The 21,590-nt window shown below is 52.7% G+C and carries 19 protein-coding genes; 9 read left to right on the forward strand and 10 right to left on the reverse strand.

Translation table 11 applies throughout. The features are described from left to right. Positions 1 to 17 precede the first annotated feature (17 nt). Together GRPL_RS06260 and GRPL_RS06255 are read right to left on the reverse strand one after the other, a co-directional pair. A complete protein-coding gene (locus GRPL_RS06260; RefSeq protein WP_032700226.1) occupies positions 18 to 1,397 on the reverse strand; it encodes an MFS transporter in 1,380 nt (459 codons plus the stop codon). A gap of 150 nt (positions 1,398 to 1,547) precedes the next feature. Further along, entirely contained in the window at positions 1,548 to 2,624 is a 1,077-nt protein-coding gene (locus GRPL_RS06255; protein ID WP_032700232.1) for a zinc-binding dehydrogenase, read from the reverse strand. A 310-nt stretch (positions 2,625 to 2,934) separates the two neighbouring features. Between GRPL_RS06255 and chiD the strand changes: the two genes are divergently transcribed. Then, on the forward strand, positions 2,935 to 4,188 hold the full coding sequence (gene chiD, locus GRPL_RS06250; RefSeq protein ID WP_032700234.1) for a chitinase ChiD: 1,254 nt from the start codon (positions 2,935 to 2,937) through the stop codon (positions 4,186 to 4,188). A 224-nt stretch (positions 4,189 to 4,412) separates the two neighbouring features. Here the strand turns inward: chiD and GRPL_RS06245 are convergent, their stop codons facing one another. Together GRPL_RS06245 and msrB are read right to left on the reverse strand one after the other, a co-directional pair. Beyond that, on the reverse strand, positions 4,413 to 4,691 hold the full coding sequence (locus GRPL_RS06245; protein ID WP_032695832.1) for a YeaC family protein: 279 nt from the start codon (positions 4,689 to 4,691) through the stop codon (positions 4,413 to 4,415). Between the two features lie 44 nt (positions 4,692 to 4,735). Beyond that, complete coding sequence (gene msrB / locus GRPL_RS06240) at positions 4,736 to 5,149, reverse strand: peptide-methionine (R)-S-oxide reductase MsrB (RefSeq protein WP_004860809.1); 414 nt, start codon at positions 5,147 to 5,149, stop codon at positions 4,736 to 4,738. Positions 5,150 to 5,488: 339 nt separating this feature from the next. Here msrB and gapA point away from each other — a divergent pair, with 339 nt between their 5' ends. Together gapA and GRPL_RS06230 are read left to right on the forward strand one after the other, a co-directional pair. Then, positions 5,489 to 6,484 (forward strand): glyceraldehyde-3-phosphate dehydrogenase, encoded by a 996-nt coding sequence (gapA, locus tag GRPL_RS06235; RefSeq protein ID WP_004860805.1) that lies wholly within the window; start codon positions 5,489 to 5,491, stop codon positions 6,482 to 6,484. An 87-nt stretch (positions 6,485 to 6,571) separates the two neighbouring features. After that, positions 6,572 to 7,459, forward strand: a complete 888-nt coding sequence (locus GRPL_RS06230) for a D-hexose-6-phosphate mutarotase (protein WP_032700235.1) — start codon at positions 6,572 to 6,574, stop codon at positions 7,457 to 7,459. Positions 7,460 to 7,550: 91 nt separating this feature from the next. Here the strand turns inward: GRPL_RS06230 and GRPL_RS06225 are convergent, their stop codons facing one another. The 3 genes from GRPL_RS06225 to GRPL_RS06215 all read right to left on the reverse strand — a co-directional run bounded on the left by GRPL_RS06225 (position 7,551) and on the right by GRPL_RS06215 (position 10,830). Next, on the reverse strand, positions 7,551 to 9,008 hold the full coding sequence (locus tag GRPL_RS06225) for a DASS family sodium-coupled anion symporter (RefSeq protein ID WP_004860800.1): 1,458 nt from the start codon (positions 9,006 to 9,008) through the stop codon (positions 7,551 to 7,553). A 96-nt stretch (positions 9,009 to 9,104) separates the two neighbouring features. Then, positions 9,105 to 9,959, reverse strand: a complete 855-nt coding sequence (locus tag GRPL_RS06220) for an aldo/keto reductase (RefSeq protein ID WP_032700237.1) — start codon at positions 9,957 to 9,959, stop codon at positions 9,105 to 9,107. A gap of 124 nt (positions 9,960 to 10,083) precedes the next feature. Beyond that, on the reverse strand, positions 10,084 to 10,830 hold the full coding sequence (locus GRPL_RS06215) for a MipA/OmpV family protein (protein WP_032688224.1): 747 nt from the start codon (positions 10,828 to 10,830) through the stop codon (positions 10,084 to 10,086). 426 nt (positions 10,831 to 11,256) lie between these two features. Here GRPL_RS06215 and yeaG point away from each other — a divergent pair, with 426 nt between their 5' ends. The 4 genes from yeaG (at position 11,257) to GRPL_RS06195 (ending at position 17,116) form a co-directional block, all read left to right on the forward strand. Further along, on the forward strand, positions 11,257 to 13,191 hold the full coding sequence (yeaG, locus tag GRPL_RS06210; protein ID WP_004860792.1) for a protein kinase YeaG: 1,935 nt from the start codon (positions 11,257 to 11,259) through the stop codon (positions 13,189 to 13,191). Positions 13,192 to 13,322: 131 nt separating this feature from the next. After that, on the forward strand, positions 13,323 to 14,606 hold the full coding sequence (locus tag GRPL_RS06205) for a YeaH/YhbH family protein (protein WP_032688226.1): 1,284 nt from the start codon (positions 13,323 to 13,325) through the stop codon (positions 14,604 to 14,606). Between the two features lie 135 nt (positions 14,607 to 14,741). Then, entirely contained in the window at positions 14,742 to 15,395 is a 654-nt protein-coding gene (locus tag GRPL_RS06200) for a DUF1345 domain-containing protein (RefSeq protein ID WP_032700239.1), read from the forward strand. A 389-nt stretch (positions 15,396 to 15,784) separates the two neighbouring features. Then, positions 15,785 to 17,116, forward strand: a complete 1,332-nt coding sequence (locus GRPL_RS06195) for a carbohydrate porin (protein ID WP_032700241.1) — start codon at positions 15,785 to 15,787, stop codon at positions 17,114 to 17,116. Between the two features lie 185 nt (positions 17,117 to 17,301). Here the strand turns inward: GRPL_RS06195 and yajD are convergent, their stop codons facing one another. Together yajD and GRPL_RS06185 are read right to left on the reverse strand one after the other, a co-directional pair. Further along, the gene (gene yajD, locus GRPL_RS06190; protein ID WP_032688230.1) at positions 17,302 to 17,649 is read right to left on the reverse strand and encodes an HNH nuclease YajD; all 348 of its coding nucleotides are present in this window, start codon (positions 17,647 to 17,649) and stop codon (positions 17,302 to 17,304) included. Positions 17,650 to 18,096: 447 nt separating this feature from the next. Continuing rightward, the gene (locus tag GRPL_RS06185; RefSeq protein ID WP_032700278.1) at positions 18,097 to 19,272 is read right to left on the reverse strand and encodes a glycosyltransferase family 9 protein; all 1,176 of its coding nucleotides are present in this window, start codon (positions 19,270 to 19,272) and stop codon (positions 18,097 to 18,099) included. 368 nt (positions 19,273 to 19,640) lie between these two features. On the opposite strand from GRPL_RS06185, the gene GRPL_RS06180 reads away from it, so the two are divergent. Both GRPL_RS06180 and GRPL_RS06175 read left to right on the forward strand, forming a co-directional pair. Then, positions 19,641 to 20,141 carry a YbaK/prolyl-tRNA synthetase associated domain-containing protein gene (locus GRPL_RS06180; protein ID WP_032688232.1) on the forward strand — a complete coding sequence of 167 codons (501 nt, stop codon included), beginning with the start codon at positions 19,641 to 19,643 and terminating at the stop codon, positions 20,139 to 20,141. A 133-nt stretch (positions 20,142 to 20,274) separates the two neighbouring features. Beyond that, the gene (locus GRPL_RS06175; protein WP_004860772.1) at positions 20,275 to 20,721 is read left to right on the forward strand and encodes a DUF441 domain-containing protein; all 447 of its coding nucleotides are present in this window, start codon (positions 20,275 to 20,277) and stop codon (positions 20,719 to 20,721) included. On the opposite strand, the gene GRPL_RS06170 is transcribed toward GRPL_RS06175, so the two are convergent. Next, positions 20,705 to 21,499, reverse strand: a complete 795-nt coding sequence (locus tag GRPL_RS06170; protein WP_162180105.1) for an AraC family transcriptional regulator — start codon at positions 21,497 to 21,499, stop codon at positions 20,705 to 20,707. The two genes, GRPL_RS06175 and GRPL_RS06170, sit on opposite strands and share 17 nt — an antisense overlap. Positions 21,500 to 21,590: the final 91 nt, after the last annotated feature.

Here is a 21,590-nt window from a genome sequence, read left to right on the forward strand (position 1 = left end):
TTTATTTCCTGTGAATATTATTTACTGGTAACTGCATCAATACCGAGACTTTCGACAGAGACGCCTTTGGTTTCAATTCCGATAGTAGCGATAGCAATAGCGACAATAATTGAGACGGCCCCCAGTAGCACAAACACCCCCGTCACGCCGTAAGCGCTAAGCAATACCGCAACTGCATAGGGCGCAGCGATACCGCTGATTCGCCCGACCGCGTTCGCCAGGCCAGAACCGCGGAGCTTCGCTTCGGTTGGCCATATTTCCGGGACATAAACCGCAGAGGCGTAACAAACGTACATATAGACAAAAGTAATCAGGAAGAAACCAATTAACGTAATCAACAGCATGCTAGTTTGCAGCGAGTAGATATATCCCAGGACGGCAATTAACACTAACAGTCCCACCCCCATGGTCTTTCTGGGTATTTTATCCATCACCAGCATGGCAATAAAAATCCCGAACGGTGCGCCGAACATACTCATGGTATTTAAAACTATAGAGTCTTTCAGATTAATTCCCTGGGTCATAAATATCGTCGGCAGCCAGTTAATCAAGGTGTACTGCACGACATTCATGGCAATCAGGACGAAGGAGCCTAAAATAACCCGTCTGAGTAATACGCCCGTTAACAAGGCCGAATAGGGAACGGCACGCGGCGGTTTTCCGTCATCTTCGAGAGCCACCGGCGGCAGCGGCTTGCCCGTCTGCTGAACCACGCCCTCTTCAATGGTCAGCATCACCTTTTCAGCTTCCGCATAGCGTCCGCGAGACTCCAGCCAGCGGGGCGATTCAGGGAAACTGCGCCAGGCAATAACGGTGGCAATCAGCGACAGCACGGCAGGGATCAGCAATTGCACGCGCCAGTTCCATTCCGCGCTAATTAGCGGCGTTAATCCCATTGCAATCAGTGAACAGAGTGGATAGGACCAGTTGCCGATGAACGAGACCCGACTGGACCAGGTGCCACGATTTCTACCGGGCATATATTCAGTAAAACCGGCAAATAAGGTCACCAGCAGCGCGCCTAATCCCACTCCCATGACAAAACGGCAGGCGATCAGGAAGTGCATATTCGGGGAAAACGCCCCGACGACCATGGCAATAATATGAATCGCTTCATACAGAATGAACGCGTTTTTACGGCCGATCTTATCGCCAATGATGCCGCCGCCGAGCGCCCCAAGAAACATTCCCGCCGTCGTCATGGCGGAAAACGTAGCGGTAGTAGAATTATCAGTCCAACCGAGTTCTTTTAACTGCGCAAGAATTAACCCGCCGACGGCATTACTCCAGCAGACCAGTAGTCCGAAAGCGACCATGGCAAACATCGTAGTGTGCCAGCGACAGTCAGGCAGGCGATCCAGCCTGGCGCCGCAGTGCGGTTTTGCTATCTGTTCCATCCGAAAACCTTCCTTAATATGCCCTGAATAATTCGAGTTGAAGGAAGGCGGCAATTGAACGAAACCCGATGAGCTTACGGTAGTAAGTGATTCGGGTGAGCGAACGCAGCCAGCACACCTGCAACTTGCTGTATGACGGGTATAAATGGATTATTTATCAAAGTCGTAAGTCATAATGACCTTAATCGCGGTTTTATCGACCATGGCGTCAAAACCTTCGCGCCATTGCGACAGGCCAATGCGGTGAGTAATCATCGGCTTGACTTTGATCGCGCCGCTGGCGAGCAGGCGGATGGCGTGGCGCCAGGAAGTGGAGTCATAGGCCATATGGCCAATAATGCTTTTATTCCAGGCGGTGATGTCGTTGATGGAGAAGTCCAGCGGTTTGAAGCCCATACCCACGCGAACCACTTCACCGTTTGGACGCAGCATTTCTATAGCTTGTTTGAGGGCAATATTGGCGCCCGAACATTCGATGACCAGCCCCAGATTGTCTTTACCGCAGATATCCTGACAACGCGCGACCACATCTTCGGTCGAACCGTTGACCACTGCCGTCGCGCCCAGCGCTTCAGCAATCGGGAAGCGCACCGCCACATCCTCTTCCAGCCCAACCATCACGATATTGACGGCCCCCATAATGCGCGCCATCTGTACGGAAAAGAGCCCTAATGGGCCGGTACCGAAAACCACGACATCCTGACCGGGAAGAAATTTGGATTGCTGGGCGATAGATTTGTAGGCGTTGCAGATAGGATCCAGCACAGCGGCTTCTTCATAATCAACACCCTGCGGGATTTCCCACAGCGCATGACGGTGAATTTTGAGGATTTCCCCCGGTACCAGGCAGTATTTCGAGAAGCCGCCCCCCCAGGTATTGTTGTCCAGACCGAGGTTGACTTTTTCTGTACAACACAGAAAATCACCTTGTTCGCAGGCAGGACAAACGCCACAAACGTGTCCGCTGTTGTCAGAAACCACCCGCTGACCAACTTTCCAGTCTTTAACCTTGTCACCCACTCGCACAATTTGACCGGCGAATTCGTGACCACGAACCGAGTTGAATTGATCGGATCCGCTATCAACATTGTAGTGTTTCATGTCCGCACCACAGATGGCCGCTGCTTTGATTTCAATCACTACGTTGTCCGGGCCACACTTTGGTTCTGGTACGTCAATCAACTTATAGCCGCCAAAGGCCTTACCAAATCTTGCCAGTGCTTTCATTGCCTCTTCCCTTATGTTTGGTGTGCTTCAGTGACAGCAATACTTAACCACAAAATCTTTAAGGTCAATGTGAAATCTTTAAAAAGCAGATATTGATCTGCTTTTCACAACTTAGATCACAAATACGCCTGCGCAGTTTCAGGGAATGACGCAAGGAGGGACGACTATCGCAACGCTGATACAGCCGTGAACCTCTTCGCAGTTTTACTCTGCGGAAGATGCTAGTCTTTACAGGCTGTTTTTTCGCCACGCCATTCACGTGGCGTGTTTGTTTTTTAATGTCACTTATTTAAGTCAAAGAGGATCTGATATGAAGCTTTTGCCTTTACTGGCAGCATTACCCCTGCTCTGCGTTTCCGTGGTCTCCGCCAGCTCCCTGATGTCCGTCGGCTACTTTAACGGCGGCGGCGACGTCACTGCCGGTCCCGGTGGCGATATCGATAAGCTGGACGTGCGGCAGATAACTCATCTCAACTACTCGTTTGGTCTGGTCTATAACGACGAAAAAGACGAAACCAATGACGCTTTAAAAGATGCCAGCAAGCTGCATCAGATTTGGCTGTCGCCGAAAGTACAGGCTGACCTGCAGAAAATCCCGACATTGCGCCAGCAGAACCCGAATCTGAAAGTCCTGCTTTCCGTCGGCGGTTGGGGGGCGCGCGGATTCTCCGGCGCAGCGGCGACGAAGGAATCCCGGGCGGTGTTTATTCAGTCCGCGCAGGAGATTGTTGAAAAGTATGGTCTGGATGGCATCGATCTCGACTGGGAGTATCCGGTCAATGGCGCTTGGGGACTGGTCGCCAGCCAACCGGCCGATCGCGATAACTTCACGGCCTTACTGAAAGAGCTGCGCGCGGCATTTGGGACGAAGAAACTGGTGACCATCGCCGTGGGCGCTAACGCAGAGAGCCCGAAAAGCTGGGTGGATATCAAAGCGATTGCTCCGTCGCTCGACTATATCAACCTGATGACTTACGACATGGCCTACGGTACCCAGTACTTCAACGCCAACTTGTACGATTCAACCCGCTGGCCGACGGTAGCGGCTGCGGATAAGTACAGCGCCGATTTTGTGGTCAATAACTATCTCGCCGCCGGTTTAAAACCGAGCCAGATGAACCTGGGGATCGGCTTTTATGGCCGGGTGCCAAAACGCGCCCTTGAGCCGGGTATCGACTGGACGAAGCCGGATGCGCAAAAAAATCCCGTCACTCAGCCGTGGTTCGGACCACAGCAAATCGCCCTGTTTTTATCGCTGGGCTTTGATCTGACTAAAGACACGTACGTGAAATATAACGACATCGTCGAGAAAATGCTTAACGACCCGCAAAAACGCTTTACCGAACATTGGGATGATGAGGCGAAGGTGCCGTGGCTGTCGGTCCAGTCGGCAGACGGCAAAGCGCTGTTCGCATTGTCGTACGAGAATCCGCGTTCGGTGGCGATAAAGGCTGATTACATTAAGCAAAAAGGTCTGGCGGGGGCTATGTTCTGGGAGTATGGCGCCGATGACCACAATCAGCTGGCGAAGCAGCTCGCGACATCGCTTGGGATTAAACATTAATCGGCGATCGGCCGTCGGGTGATTGAGCGGCGTCTTACCCGAGTTGTCAATTGTCACAACCTTGCCCGGTAGCGGCGTTGCCTTACCGGGCCTACGTCATTCAACCTCAGGCCCGGAAGGGTGACTTAACGGGCCTGCGCTATCCAACTACAGGCCTGCCGGAGTTGCCTTAACGAGCCTGCGCTATCCAACTACAGGCCCTGAGCCGGGCATCAGGCGCTGGGCTACTGCATTTTCAGCGTTGCAATCGGTTTGGGCGCGATGCCAAAATCTTCTTTCAGCTGCTGCTTGCTCTTCATCACCATCTGGCCGTTGGTGTCGATGGTCATGTGCTGCGCGTCGCTGTTATGTCGCGCCTGATAAAGCATCACCAGCTGCAGGCTGTTCTCTTTCTGCCCGGAAGTTAAGGCCACACCATCCGGCCATTTTCCCAGCTCCACCGCCGTCGCCAGGCGCTGATACACTTCCGGCGTCATACTGTCTATTATTTGCTCGATTTCCATGGTCCGCTCAACTCCGCACTGGAATAATTTGCTGAATCGTTTCTTTAGCCTTTAATCTGCTCGCCATTATCGTCGTCATTGAAGCTTAATGAGGCCGAATTGACGCAAAAACGCTCACCCGTCGGCTGCGGTCCATCGGGAAACACATGTCCCAGATGCGCATCGCAGTTTCCGCAGCGAATTTCAGTGCGCTGCATACCGTGAGAGTAATCGTTCAGATAGCGAATCGCCTCCTCGCTTACCGGCTCGTAAAAGCTCGGCCAGCCGCAGCCTGAATCATACTTCGTTTGCGAGTGAAACAGCGGCGCGTCGCACACCAGGCAGTGGTAGACGCCGTCCCGTTTGTTATGGAGCAGTCGTCCGGTGAACGGCGGCTCAGTACCGTGATTCTGCGTCACGTAAAACTGCATCTCGCTCAAATTTTTTTTGAGCTCGTCCGAGGAGGGTTTATTCGCCATGTGCTTGCTTCTCACTGTGAAAGGACAACTTTACGCCTCGATTCTAACAAAACATTAACAATGAAGCGTGGACTTTTGTTCTAAACTTATTCGATGCCAAAAGGCAGCCCAGATAATTGTGATTAACATCACATTTTTATCTTTAACGCCCTTTAAAATTCCGGGCGCGGCCCCAATATGGAATTGGGCTCAAAGGGAGAGTGAGGCAAAACATTCGAGCAAAGGTATGCTCAGGATTGATTTGTCGCAATGATTGACACGATTCCGCTTGACGCTGCGTAAGGTTTTTGTAATTTTACAGGCAACCTTTTATTCACTAACAAATAGCTGGTGGAATATATGACTATCAAAGTAGGTATCAACGGTTTTGGCCGTATCGGTCGCATTGTTTTCCGTGCTGCTCAGGAACGTTCTGACATCGAGATCGTTGCAATCAACGACCTGTTAGACGCTGACTACATGGCATACATGCTGAAGTATGACTCCACTCACGGCCGTTTTAACGGTACCGTTGAAGTGAAAGACGGTCATCTGATCGTTAACGGTAAAAAAATCCGTGTTACCGCTGAACGTGATCCGGCTAACCTGAAGTGGAACGAAGCAGGCGTTGACGTTGTTGCTGAAGCAACTGGTCTGTTCCTGACTGACGAAACCGCTCGTAAACACATCACTGCTGGCGCGAAAAAAGTCGTTCTGACTGGCCCGTCCAAAGACAACACTCCGATGTTTGTTAAAGGCGCTAACTTTGACAAATACGAAGGCCAGGACATCGTTTCTAACGCATCCTGCACCACTAACTGCCTGGCTCCGCTGGCTAAAGTTATCAACGACAACTTCGGCATCATCGAAGGCCTGATGACCACCGTTCACGCGACCACCGCTACTCAGAAAACCGTTGATGGCCCGTCTCACAAAGACTGGCGCGGCGGCCGCGGCGCAGCACAGAACATCATCCCGTCCTCTACCGGTGCTGCTAAAGCCGTCGGTAAAGTACTGCCAGAACTGAACGGCAAACTGACCGGTATGGCGTTCCGCGTTCCGACTCCGAACGTATCCGTTGTTGACCTGACCGTTCGTCTGGAAAAAGCAGCGTCTTACGAAGAAATCAAGAAAGCAATCAAAGCGGCTTCTGAAGGCGCAATGAAAGGCGTTCTGGGTTACACCGAAGACGACGTTGTTTCTACCGATTTCAACGGCGAAGTTTGCACTTCCGTGTTCGATGCTAAAGCAGGTATCGCACTGAACGACAACTTCGTGAAACTGGTTTCCTGGTACGACAACGAAACGGGTTACTCCAACAAAGTTCTGGACCTGATCGCTCACATCTCCAAATAAGTTGAGATGAGACATTGATCCAAAAAGGCGACTTCGGTCGCCTTTTTTTATGGCTTCACGTTTACGGCTAACCTTTAGGATTGCACCATGATTAACAAAATTTTTGCTCTCCCGGTAGTTGAACAACTTACCCCTGTCCTCTCCCGCCGCCAGCTTGATGAGCTGGAGCTTATCGTTGTTGACCATCCGCAGGTGAAAGCCTCCGTTGCGTTTCAGGGCGCGCACCTGCTCTCCTGGAAACCGGCTGGCGAAGAAGAAGTGCTGTGGCTCAGCAACAATACGCCATTCAAAAACGGCGTGGCCCTGCGCGGCGGCGTGCCGGTTTGCTGGCCGTGGTTCGGCCCGGCGGCGCAACAGGGTTTACCGTCCCATGGCTTCGCCCGCAACCTGCCGTGGGCGCTGAAAGGCCACGATGAAGATGAAAGCGGCGTGATGCTGACCTTTGAACTAAAAAGTAGTGATGCAACCCGCAAATACTGGCCGCACGAATTTACGCTCTATGCGCGTTTCAAGCTGGGTAAAACCTGCGAGATCGAGCTGGAGGCGCACGGCGAATTTGAAACCACCTCCGCACTGCATACCTACTTCAACGTCGGCGACATTGCGGCAGTGAAGGTCAGCGGTCTGGGCGACCGTTATATTGATAAAGTGAAAAATGCCGAAGAAGGCGTATTAAGCAACGGAACAGAGACCTTCCCTGACCGTACCGACCGCGTATATCTGAATGCCGAAGCTTGTAGCGTGATTCACGACGCTGCGCTGAACCGCAACATCGATGTTGTCCACCACCACCACAGCAACGTCGTGGGCTGGAACCCAGGTCCGGCGCTCTCCATCAGCATGGGCGATATGCCGGATGACGGGTACAAAACCTTTGTTTGTGTCGAAACCTGTTGCGTCACCGAAGCGCAGAAAACCAGCGAAGAGAAACCGTCTCGCCTGGCGCAAACTATCCGCGTGGTAAAACGAGGCTAGTCCCTTCCACTCCCGATTGCCGGGAGATGAGGGATTAAAAACAGGGCGATATCGCCCTGTTTTGTTTGCTGACACTCGTGACGTTTTTCCGTTACCAGAATCCCACCAGTTTCATCCACGCGCCTCCCAACACTAACCAGATAGCAATAGAGGCCAGCGATACCACGAAACTGACTCCCCACCACTGCCCTGTCGTGTTATATCCCGAGCCAAACAGCGCTGGCCCCGGGCCCCCGGAGTATTGCGTGAGCCCCATCGACAAATTAGAGGTATACCCCAGCACCAGCGCGGCAAAAAGCGGCGGTACGCCGACGGAAACGGCCACGGCAAGAAACGCCAGATACATCGCGGAAATATGCGCCATCGCCGACGCGAAAAAATAGCGGGTGTAGAAATAAACCACGACAAGCAGTAAAAAAACCGTTATCCATTCGAAGTGACCGACATAGCCGACAATTCGCTCAGATATCCAGCTAATCATGCCGTACTTATTGAGCGCATTTGCCATCATCACCAGTACGGCAAACCAGAACATGGTGTCCCAGGCCGTTTTTTCTTCAATAATATTCTTCCACGACATGATGTTGCTGATAAGCAGCACCATCAGCCCAATAAACGCCGAAAGCGTCGCGGGAATCGAAAAGAAAATATCACCGACGGTCCATAGCAATATCAGCAGGACAAAATCAAACGCCAGAATTTTTTCTGCCAGCGACATCGGTCCCATTTTGCGCAGCTCTTCCCGGGCAATCGATGGTATCTCCGGCGTCTTCTTCAACTGCGGCGGATAAATCGCGTAAATCACCAGCGGCAGCAGGATCAGTGAGACAATCCCCGGAGCGATGGCCCCGACAAACCACGTCGTCCAGGTGATCTCTATTCCCTGGCTTCTTGCCAGTTCGGCGACCAGCGGGTTACCCGCCATCGCCGTTAAAAACATGGTGCAGACGATGGCATCGATCTGTGAAACGCAAATCATTAAAAAGGCGCCGGCTTTTCTCGCCGTCGCGCCAGGTTCTGACTGGTACGCCGTGGCAATGGACTGCGTAATCGGGTACATAATTCCACCGCCCCTCGCTGATGCCGAGGGGATCCCCGGTCCGAGGACGACATCTGACAGCGCCAGTCCATAGGCAACACCCAACATGCTGGAACCGCATTTAGAAATAAACCACAGCGCCACCCGCTTACCCAGCCCGGTCTTGATCACCGCCCGGGAGATGAACATAGCGATACCAATCAACCAGATAGTACCGTTGGCAAATCCGGATAACGCCGCAACTTTGTCGCTTTTACCCGGCGAGAGAGGCGTCACGCCCAAAAACGCAGAGACGATCAGCGCAATCATCGTCACCGCCCCCATCGGGAGCACCTTAAGAATGATGGCAAAGATAGTGGCGGCAAAAATGGCAAACATTTGCCATGCGTGGAGGGCGAGTCCATCAGGCGGCGGAGTAAACCAGATAATAACGCCAAAGAGTATCGTGAGAATCGCTTTCCACAGCGGGAAAGCCAGCTTCACATCCAGAGGCTTGTTCAGTTCAGTCATGTAAATCTCCTTTTTCTTTTATCTTTAAGGAGATAATCACCACTGAACCTTGATTTTCATCAACTAAGCGCCAGTGTTTTGGCGAATAATTGTTCTTTATACCATATCGAGCGGGACTTTTTTGCCCGGCGCGGGAAAGGCATTATCCAGCTGCGCCAGCTCCTGCACGGTGAGCGTTATCGTCAGCGCATCGGCATTTTGGGCCACATGTTCTACGCTTGCGGCTTTCGGGATAGCCATGACGCCCGGATGACTGATAACCCAGGCCAGCAGAATTTGGGCCGCGCTCACCCCTCGCTGTTCAGCAATATTTTTCACAACGCTGTGATTTAAAAGTCCATCGCGCAAGCGTCCGGCCTGAGCCAACGGGCTGTAGGCCATTACCGGCAGCGACCGTTGCTGACACCACGTCAGCAGGTCATGCTCAATTCCTCGCGACGCCAGGTGGTACAGTACCTGATTGGTCGCGCACCGTTGGCCACCGGCAACCTGCCACAGCGCCTGCATCGCGGCAGTATCGAGATTCGATACGCCCCAACGGCGAATTTTTCCCTGCGCCACCAGCGTCTCCATGCCCTCAACGGTTTGCGCAAAGGAAAATTCGCCGGCCCAGTGCAGCAGGTACATATCGAGGTAGTCGGTCCCCAGGCGGCGCAGGCTGGCTTCGCAGGCATCCATCATCTTCTGTCCAGCGGCATGCCACGGGTATACTTTGGAGACCAGTACGACGCGATCCCGCAGGCCGCGAATCGCCTCTCCGACCACCTCTTCCGCACCGCCATGCGCGTACATTTCAGCGGTGTCGATGACCGTCAGCCCGCGTTCCACGCCCGCTCGTAGTGCAGCAACCTCCTGCGCGCGTCGGGCCCTGTCTTCACCCATATACCAGGTGCCCTGCCCGATGGCAGGAACTGCCGCACGATCGCCAAAAGATACCGTTTTTTCCATCATCGCCCCCTTCGGTTATGCCGTTGCACCACCGTAATGCAAAACAGGGCGCGACGCCCTGTTTTGATGCACGAATTTCTTCGTTATGGTGCACGATCGTCTGCTCGACGATCGCGCTCGTGTTCAATCAGAAGGTGTAGGTAATCCCCGTGGAGATCAGACCGCTCCAGGATTTGTCCACCATCGGGCTGTCGGTGATTTCATTAGACAGGCGGGTGTAACGCGCCGCGCCATACACGCTCCAGTCGCCGAGGAAACGGTAGTTAGCCGACAGCTCAAGATACGGGTTCCAGCTGCTATCCGGGTCGTAGCTACGCATGCCGCTACGATTCGACTCATGCTGTGAAACGCCGTAGTAGTATTCGTTCTGGTTATCGCTGTTCCACTCCAGGCCAATCCCCGGCGTCAAGGTCAGGTTGCCGTTGGTATAGCGATAAAGCCAGGCCGTATCCCAGGTGATACCGTTGCTGTTACCCAGCGTGTCGCCCGCAAGCGTAGTACGCAAGAAGCCGTACTGCGTGTTGTGGACATAAGAGAGCCCGGCCATCATGGTTGTTTTACGGCGATCCAGCTTGCGCATTTGCTCACTATCGCTGTCGCCCGGCTTGAAGTACATCGGCGACCAGTAAGCGGTCACGGACAGCTTATCGGTGTTGTCATTCCACAAATAGTAGCCGCCGCCGAGACCACGAAACCAAAAGCTGTCGCTCTCATAGCTAATTGCCGGGACGGGGAAAACATCGGCATCGTATTGTTTATAAGGGTTCTCGACGATACCCACGCCGGCCCCTAACGTAAATTTCCCTTCCGCGTGGGCAGCCGAAACAGAGGCCGCAAGGCACACGCTGAGTGCCAGAGGTTTGATCTTATTCACAATCCATATTCCCGTTTGTCAATTAATACGCCGGGGCAGTTTACCGTCGTAGGCCTCATGCCTCAAATTCTTTACCCGTCATTACATAAACCATTCAATTTCTCATCGCCAGATGACCATAACTTGCAGCCGGATGACAGCACCATGACGCGGCCTGGCAAGACGTGCGAAAAAGCGCCTTTTTTCCGGATGAGTTATTGATATGTCATTGAAATTGATTTTTGACGGCATGCAAGTTTTCTAAATGCATCTACGCTTTAATTTAGAAGAAGTGATTTTAGCGCACGTTGTCTGTGTCGCTTCGACAACCTGGCATAAGGGTTGCTGGAGAATCGATGAACGTCGCGCAGTTTACCTCTTCCGGGAGCTCCCACTATTCATATGAACGGCTCTCAACTTGTGCTAAAAACGAAAGGACGGCATGCCATGAATATATTCGATCACTATCGCCAGCGTTATGAAGCTGCCAAGGACGAAGAGTTCACACTGCAGGAGTTTCTTACCATCTGCCGGCAAGATCGCAGTGCTTATGCCAACGCGGCAGAACGGCTGCTGATGGCCATTGGTGAGCCAGTCATGGTCGACACGGCCCTGGAACCCCGGCTGTCCCGTCTCTTTTCAAACCGGGTTGTCGCGCGCTATCCGGCATTTGAAGAGTTTTACGGTATGGAAGATGCTATCGAGCAGATCGTCTCTTACCTGAAACACGCCGCACAAGGTCTGGAAGAGAAGAAACAGATTCTGTATCTGCTGGGCCCGGTGGGTGGGGGTAAATCGTCGCTGGCTGAACGTCTGAAATCCTTAATGCAGCGTGTACCTATCTATATCCTGAGCGCCAACGGTGAACGTAGCCCGGTCAACGATCATCCGCTGTGCCTGTTTAACCCGCAGGAAGACGCGCAGATTCTCGATAAAGAGTATGGCGTGCCTACCCGTTATCTCGGCACCATTATGTCGCCGTGGGCGGCAAAACGCCTGCATGAGTTCGGTGGCGACATCACCAAATTCCGCGTGATCAAAGTGTGGCCCTCTATCCTTGAGCAAATTGCCATCGCCAAGACCGAACCGGGTGATGAGAATAACCAGGATATCTCCGCGCTGGTCGGTAAAGTGGATATTCGTAAACTGGAGCATTATGCCCAGAACGATCCGGACGCCTACGGCTACTCCGGCGCCCTGTGCCGCGCCAACCAGGGGATTATGGAGTTCGTCGAGATGTTTAAAGCGCCTATCAAGGTGCTGCATCCGCTGCTGACCGCGACCCAGGAAGGCAACTATAACGGGACCGAGGGCATTTCGGCCCTGCCGTTTAACGGCATTATTCTCGCCCACTCCAACGAATCCGAATGGGTGACCTTCCGTAATAACAAAAACAATGAGGCCTTCCTCGACCGCGTGTATATCGTCAAGGTGCCTTATTGCCTGCGCATTTCCGAAGAGATGCGTATCTACGAAAAACTGCTTAACAACAGTGAGCTGACCCACGCGCCGTGCGCCCCGGGGACCCTGGAGACGCTGTCGCGCTTCTCAATACTGTCGCGGCTGAAAGAGCCGGAAAACTCGAGCATTTACTCCAAAATGCGCGTGTACGACGGTGAAAGCCTGAAAGATACCGACCCGAAAGCGAAATCCTATCAGGAGTACCGCGATTATGCCGGCGTCGATGAAGGGATGAACGGTCTGTCCACCCGCTTCGCCTTCAAAATATTGTCGCGCGTGTTTAACTTTGACCACGCCGAGGTCGCCGCGAACCCGGTCCATCTGTTCTACGTCCTGGAACAGCAAATCGAGCGCGAGCAGTTCCCGCAAGAGCAGTCGGAACGTTATCTGGAGTTCCTCAAAGGCTATCTGATCCCGAAATACGCCGAGTTTATCGGTAAAGAGATTCAGACCGCCTATCTTGAGTCCTACTCCGAATACGGGCAGAACATCTTTGACCGTTATGTCACCTATGCGGACTTCTGGATTCAGGATCAGGAATACCGCGATCCGGACACCGGCCAACTGTTTGACCGCGAGTCGTTGAACGCAGAGCTGGAAAAAATTGAGAAGCCGGCCGGGATCAGCAACCCGAAAGACTTCCGTAATGAGATAGTCAACTTCGTCCTGCGCGCCAGGGCTAATATCAACGGACGGAACCCGAACTGGACCAGCTATGAAAAACTGCGCACGGTTATTGAGAAGAAAATGTTCTCCAATACCGAAGAGCTGCTGCCGGTGATTTCGTTTAACGCCAAAACGTCCACCGACGAGCAGAAAAAACACGACGATTTTGTCGATCGTATGATGGAGAAAGGCTATACCCGTAAGCAGGTCCGTCTGCTGTGCGAATGGTACCTGCGCGTACGTAAATCATCCTGATAACGGAAATTGCCCGGCGGCGCGTTGCCTGCCGGGCCTACAACAACAGCGACCTGTAGGCCGGGTAAGCTCAGCGCCATCCGGCATTTCCGTCGCAGCGTAAGGTTGGCAATTGCAGCACAGGAGGGCATATGACCTGGTTCATAGACCGGCGCCTGAACGGAAAGAATAAAAGTGCGGTGAATCGCCAGCGCTTTTTGCGCCGTTATAAGGCGCAGATTAAACAGTCCATCTCCGAGGCGATCAATAAGCGTTCAGTGACGGATATTGACAGCGGAGAATCCGTTTCTATCCCGACGGATGATATCAACGAACCGATGTTTCATCAGGGACGCGGGGGGCTGCGTAACCGTGTACATCCGGGAAACGATCACTTTGTACAAAATGACCGCATCGAGCGGCCTCAGGGCGGCGGTGGCGGTGGCGGGAGCGGCCAAGGGCAAGCCAGCGCCGACGGCGAAGGCCAGGATGGTTTTGTCTTTCAAATATCGAAAGATGAGTATCTGGATCTGCTGTTTGAGGATCTCGCCCTGCCGAACCTGAAGAAAAATCAGCAGCGCCAGCTCACCGAATTTAAAACTCACCGGGCAGGCTTCACCGCCAACGGCGTGCCGGCCAATATCAGCGTGGTGCGATCCCTGCAAAACTCGCTGGCGCGACGTACCGCGATGACGGCGGGCAAGCGTCGCGAACTACGGGCGCTTGAGGAGGATCTGGACACAATAGCCAAAAGTGAACCGGCGCAGTTGCTGGAAGAGGAGCGTTTACGTCGGGAAATCGCCGAGCTGCGGGCAAAAATCGAACGCGTGCCGTTTATCGATACCTTTGACCTGCGTTACAAGAATTACGAAAAACGCCCGGAGCCTTCCAGTCAGGCGGTCATGTTCTGTCTCATGGATGTCTCGGGCTCGATGGATCAGGTCACCAAGGATATGGCTAAGCGTTTTTATATCCTGCTGTATCTGTTCCTCAGCCGGACCTATAAGAACGTTGAAGTCGTCTATATTCGCCACCATACGCAGGCCAAAGAGGTGGACGAGCACGAATTTTTCTATTCTCAGGAAACCGGCGGCACTATCGTCTCAAGCGCCCTGAAGCTCATGGATGAGGTGGTTAAAGCACGATACGACCCGTCGCAGTGGAATATCTATGCCGCACAGGCCTCGGACGGCGATAACTGGGCGGATGATTCACCGTTGTGCCATGAACTGCTGGCTAAAAATATTCTGCCGGTGGTGCGTTACTACAGCTACATAGAGATAACCCGCCGCGCGCACCAGACGCTGTGGCGCGAATATGAGCATCTGCAGGAAACCTTTGAGAACTTTGCTATGCAGCACATTCGCGACCAGGAAGATATCTATCCGGTGTTCCGCGAACTGTTCCACAAGCAGGGTTCCGAGGTCAGAAACTAGCCAATAAAAACAGTCAGTTACATTAAGATCCTGACTGTTTTCCTTGAAGGCTGGCCGTTAAGTATTTGCGCGTCAATTCCAATAATGACGTTTGAATAAGCCTGAATCAGTGTCTGACTGGAAGCGACTGCCGCTATGCGCCTTACCGCCCACCTCTACGTTCGTCTGCCCCTGCTGATTTCTATCGTTCTGGGCGTCGTCTGTTTTTTCTTGCTTCCGGCACACCTGGGAACCTTGCAAAGAGTGCTGATCGGCTGGAATACGCTGGCATGGCCTTATCTGATTTTTATCTGGATCCGCATGTTGATTACTGATGTATCGGGCATTCAGCGCATTGCCCGATTACAGGACCAAAGCGCGATGCTCGTGCTAACGATAGTGATTGTGGCCTGTGCAGCCAGCATTGTCGCCATTTTAAGCGAACTCTCCGCGTTGAAAGAGCTCTCCGGCACGCCGCGCATAGTGCATCTGCTGTTGACGGTGGCAACCCTCATTGTCTCCTGGGCCCTCCTGCCCAGCTCTTTCGCTATGCACTATGCCCATCAGCACTATCTGCATCGGACGCAGGACGTCACCCCGATGATATTTCCTGAAAAGCCGGAGGACCCTGGATACTGGGACTTCCTGTACTACGCGTTTACGATTGCGGTGGCCTCGCAAACCGCCGATGTGGCCACCGGGACAACCGGGATTCGTCAAATCACGCTGCTACAATCGGTTATCTCCTTTGTGTTCAATCTCGCGATACTGGGTCTGTCGGTCAACGTCGGCGCAGGTCTGCTGAATTAGTCCCTCCGGATCCCGTTTCAACTGGCGCAACCAAAGCCGACTGTCGTTCCAACATGACGCGGCGGAGGTTGCCCTTCCCCCAGCCCCCTCTCCCAAGCGGCTCCTCAGGGTCAGCGTTGCCTTTAAAACGCTTATTTTTGTGCGTTAGTCCACAATTTAATATTCCGCAAGGGCAATATTTACTTTTAAATAAATGTGCTGTTTTAGAGCCGCAGGTTACACCATACACTATGCCTGAACGTGCAATAGCGCCTGAAAAATTAATATTCTTTTATAGCAATTAAAATATTTTACCTTTTTAACCGCCACCAGCAGCGGCTGAAATTTAATAATTAAATCCCGTGCAATTTGTTACGGAAATTATATTTTAAAACACCAGGAATTAATTAATGAAAAAATCTTTATTGCCCCTTGCCATTGCGTCGTCACTTTCAATGGTGTCCACAGCCGTATTTGCAGATGATAAAACAGATGCCCCATCCAAAACCGTTACCGCCACCGACACCTTAGCCGGCATTGATTTTTATGGATATTTCCGTTCAGGCATGGGCGCCAGTGACGGCGGTGGTTCGATGAAAGACGCGACCGGTGGCAGCTTCGAGAAGAATAAACTCGGCCGTCTGGGTAATGAATTTGACACCTACGCTGAAGTTGGCTTTGGTAAAGAACTATATCGTTCAGGAAGTCAGTCTGTATATATTCAGACGATGATCAATATGTACGACGGCGATACCAATAGCAGCCACGAAAATAAGTTCGGCTGGGAAAATATGAATATCCAGTTCCGTAACTTCATGGGCCTTGATGAAACAACCTGGGCGGGTATTCGCCAGTATAATAAATACAGTATTGACGCCAACGACTACGATTACTGGAACCATACCAACGTCGGCGGCGGTATTGAAAAAATGAGTCTCGGTCAGGGGAAACTTTCTGTCGCATTCTTACATCGCGATATTGATGAAGATCTTTCTGCCTTTGCCGAAGGCGAAGTGGACGCTCAGCAGCTGATCGATTCCAATCAACTTGAACTCATGTATGACAGCCAGCCTCTGTGGGATGGCGCAACGTTAGCGGTGGGTTATAAATATCTCCACGCAGATGCTAACGATGAACAAGTCGAGCGAGCCAACCACGATTATGTCGATGGCCAAACCGCGATGGTGGTGTTGAAACAGCCGATCTTCGACAAAGGCGTTAACAATACGGTTATCCAGTATTATGGCAAAGGCTCTGCCCTGCAAGGCGTGACCTTCGGCGCTGCGGACACGCTCAATGGCACGGTTAAAGAGGGTGAAGGTTGGGCACTGCGTAACTACGGCACCATCCCGGTTGCCGCGGATTGGGATGTCAGCCATGCGCTGAACTATGCTGCCGCCAACGATGTTGAGCTGTGGAATGGTGATAAGGGCGATGCGTCAACGGCGTCCGTCAGCGCGAAAGTGACCTATCACTGGTCTGATTACACCCGAACGTATCTTGAAATGGGTTATTTCGACGACAAGAAAACGGTTAACGGGACTGACTACGATCGCAGCGGAGCAAAGTACACCCTTGCTCAGGCGCTGTCCTACGGTCGCGATAAGCCAGAATTACGCGTATTCGTCAGCCACTACGATAGCGACCGGGATAACTGGACGGATGCCAGCGAATCGTCCTTCAATAATGGTCTGGACAACGACACCTGGGCTGTGGGTATTCAGGCTAACGTCTTCTGGTAATCATGCACTGTCTACTGCGGGCGACTGGCATAAGCTGCCCGCAGTCGGCAAACCGGCGAAGGGTGCTGTCTGAGCGAATGCGCCGGGCAGCAAAGTCGCGGTGATAAGCCAGACCTGAACCACGCAAAGATGCGCCTGTCAGGGCGGCTCAGGCAGCCCTGTGCCAGCAGGAAAGATGGCTGATTTTATGACTTCTTATTGAGCATCGATTTTAAATCCGCAAAGGGATTATAGGTTGCGGCGGCTACATCCTTTTGCGCATCCTCCCCCGCTACCACTCGAGTGCCGTACTGGTCCGCCTCGGTGTATTTGGAGTGCTCATGGTCGTGGCAGTACAGACACAATAACTCCCAGTTGCTGCCATCTTGCGGATTATTGGTATGGTCGTGATCGATATGGTGGACCGTTAATTCGCGCAGGTTGGAATAGACAAACTCCCGCGAGCAGCGCCCACATACCCACGGATAGATTTTTAGTGCTTTTTCACGATAGCCGCTTTCCAGCCGGGCATAGTTTTTAGGGATCAGAGCCATTGGAGAGGTTACCTGTTACAAAGAGATAATGGGTTAGATAGTACCTCCAATCGGGTCCGCAAGGGAACAGAAGGCCTGATGAAAGCGCAACAGGCAACGGACGAGAGTCTGGAAGCAAAACGGTGAGGCGCTCCCCGGCATCAACGTAAGACGGCCTTCCGCTTACCGCGAGCGCCTTGGTTTTGAATACGCGCCATTATAATTAGCCGTCGCAAAATTCAGGCTAAAAGGTCTTTCGTTTTACATGACCTGCCGTTCGGCTGACTGCCGCTCCCCGTTGGCCGGCCCTTCCGCCGGATTATCCCTGTGGCGTAAATCCCCCCTTTTTGACTCCTGCTATTGTGCTGGTTGACCGGGAATCTGGTGCATAAAAAAGCCAGCGATCTTGTATCGCTGGCCACGTGATGATGCCCTGCTGCCGGACGTACCCTCTGCCAGCAGCGACGATTATCGATCGTTGAGACCATCCCGCCCGGGCTCTTTTGCCAGCACGCCACCTTCAATCTCACTCATAATCAGACTGGCCAGATTCTCCATGTGATGGACCTTGCCGCATTTGACAATGATCTGCCGCGCGTTGTCATATCCCGGCGCCCACAATCGGTTGTTCATGCGCACATCTTTATAGATAGCCACCAGCGGTTTTCTCCACGCTGCCGCCATATGGACCACCGAGGTATCCGGTGAGATAACCAGATCGGCATCGGCAATCAGCGCCATGGCGTGATGCAGCGTTTTGAAAGGGTTAATGCGAACCTTTTCTGGCAGCGGGAGTCGGATCTCATTGCGGTGATCGAGCAAAATGATCTGTACATCGGGATAGGCCTCCTGCAGTTTGCCGATGAGGGATGACAACTGCGCCTGCGACAGGCTGCGGTCCGGATGCCCGGCAAAAATATTAATGATGACTTTTCGCCCGACAATCCCCGCCAGATACTGCCGGGTTTGCTGATAAATATCTTCTGGAATATGGAGGTCATAGCGCTCCAGATGTTTTTTATCCAGATTCAGATGCTCGGCGATAAACGTATAGGTTTTGCTGACATGCCAGTTTTCACAATCAAAATCAAAGGATTTTGAATAGTGATTAATAGATGCCCATTTATTAAACCCCAGGACCGACTTTGCTTTTATTTGCCGCAATAACAGCATCCGGTGTATGGGCATGTCGAATAAAGAGGGATCGATAACAATGTCATACTTATTATTCGCAAGCTCATTAATAACGGACTCAGGAACATTATGGGTAAATTTATGCAGGAAATCACCGGAGGCTACATTCTCAGCCTCATAGATCCGGCGAATGCCCGGATGATACCGCATCACCTGGCTATTCGATTTTGTCAGCAGGAAATCCACGATAAACCCTGACTGATGAAGGCACTTAACCAATGCAGAATCGACAACCACATCCCCGATAGCGCCTTCATTGCGCATCAGCAGCACCGTTTTTGCCGATGACAAATCCGGCTCATGACGCGCAGGGCTATCCCACAGCGTTTTTGCGATATAAACCCGTAAGGCGTTACGCACTCTTTTTGTAAAATAATTACGGCGCCTGTTAAGTTCCCTTATTTTTTTAAACTTCTTCGGGGATACCCGCACCGCTGTGTTATCTATCATCATATCCTCGTAACCACAATTAACCGCACTACTATCGATTTTGTTAAGGACTCAATAAAATGAGAAAAGTTCTATTGCTTAATAAATTCTTTCCATTTTGTCGTGAGGAGTGCTTTGGCCAACGATAAATTGAAGAGAATTTGCTTAAATTATGAATTAAATACGAATAATCCGATGAGAAGATATGAATTGGCCCTCACCGTTCGCGGAGGTATTGATCGTTGAGCATCATGTCGTTTATCCCTCTCCTCTCAGGTCAACATTCACCGCGCAAGCAATCAGAACAAAATGCTCCTACGGGCTCCGTGGGTTCTCATCAGGCGTGAAGAAGATTATGCTGACGGCTTTGTCATGCTGGAAAGATTGAGATGAACATGCCGGAAAAACGCAACACCCACCGTCAGCTGCTCGCGCTGCTTGAACAGCATCAGGCACGCTATCGCGTCGTAGAACATGAGGCCGTGGGGAAATGTGAGGCCGTGTCGGAAATTCGCGGTACCGCTTTGGGCCAGGGCGCAAAAGCGCTGGTCTGTAAAGTCAAAGGGAACGGCGTGAACCAGCATGTGCTGGCGATCCTCGCCGCCGATCAACAGGCAGACCTGTCACGCCTGGCGCAGCATATCGGCGGCAGCAAGGCGTCGCTGGCCAGTCCGGCGGAAGTCGATACGCTCACCGCCTGCGTTTTTGGCGCCATCCCACCGTTCAGCTTTCATCCGGACTTGCGGCTGATTGCCGATCCGCTGCTGTTCGATCGCTACCCTGAAATTGCCTTTAACGCCGGCCAGCTGGATAAATCCATTATCCTCAACACCAGGGATTATCTGCGCATCGCCCGCCCGGAACTGGTCGCCTTTCGCCGCGAAAGCTGAGGTGTGATAGTACGCCGCCACGCAAAATTGTGCAGATGCCTGAATACGCGGTCGTTCGTCAAAAAAAGCCTGTCTATTCACGCTATTACGCGTAAAGTAGACAGGCTTATTATTTTGGCAAGGATCTCCCTTCATGTTCGATACAACCCTGTTTATTCTGCTGGGGCTGGCCGCGCTGGGTTTTATCAGCCATAACACCACCGTGGCCATTTCTATCCTCGTTTTAATCATCGTTCGCGTCACGCCGCTCAACGTCTTTTTCCCGTGGATTGAAAAACAGGGGCTGACGATCGGTATTATTATTCTGACCATTGGCGTCATGGCCCCCATTGCCAGCGGCACGCTGCCGCCGTCGACGCTGCTGCACTCGTTCGTTAACTGGAAGTCGCTGCTGGCGATTGCGGTGGGCGTATTCGTCTCATGGCTGGGCGGTCGCGGCGTGGCGCTGATGGGGTCGCAACCGCAGCTGGTCGCCGGGCTGCTGGTCGGCACGGTCCTTGGCGTAGCGCTGTTCCGCGGCGTACCGGTTGGCCCGCTGATCGCCGCTGGCATCATTTCACTGTTTATCGGGAAGTCGTAACCAGACTCGCCAGGTAGCGCCCTGGCGTCTGGCCCAGCCCCTTTTTAAACATCGTAATAAACGCGGTCGTCGAGTCATATCCCAGCGTTTGCGCGGTCTGCTGGACCGTTTGCCCGCGAATCAACATCTGCAGGGCCAGGATCAGCTGCAGCTGATGTCGCCAGCGGCGAAAGCTCAGCCCGGTCTCACGCACCACCAGCCGCGCCAGATTCCGTTCGCTCATCGCAAATTCCGCCGCCCACTGCCCCAGCGTCTGCCAACGGGCCGGATCAACCGCCATGAAATCCGCCATCTGGCGAATCTTCGGATGGGGGGAAACCGGCAACTGCAGATGTTCCTGCGGCTGTCGTGGGAGCTCATCGAACAGCACCTGTACCAGCCGTTGAGTAGTCGGATGGGCAAACGCCTCCCCGTGACGTCCGGCGAGGGTCAGGATAAGCTCGCGAACCAGGGGAGAAATTTTTAAGGTACAACAGTGCGCCGGCATTGCCGCAGCATCCGGTTCAATAAACAGAAAACTGATTTGCGCCCCCGGCGTGGCGCGGTTGCTGTGGGGCATCTGACCCGGTACCCACACCGCGTACTGCGGCGGCACCATCCACATAGCGTTCTCCACCTCGCAAGTGAGCGCTCCATGCAAGGCGAGGATCAGCTGGCCTTTGCGGTGCTGATGGCGAGGGATGAACTGCTCGTCCTCCACCACCTGAATGCGAAAAGCGAGGGCCGATTCATGGCCGCTGTCCGGATCGTAGCCATCCAGGCCAAGTCCTATCATGATTTTGTCCGATATTAGCGATAATCTGTCATTTTAGCTTGATTTAAACCATCGGCAAACGCGCTATTGTAGCCGCCCTGTTTACTCGTCAGAG

Origin of the sequence: Klebsiella planticola ATCC 33531, from assembly GCF_000735435.1 — a bacterium.
GTDB lineage: Bacteria > Pseudomonadota > Gammaproteobacteria > Enterobacterales > Enterobacteriaceae > Klebsiella > Klebsiella planticola.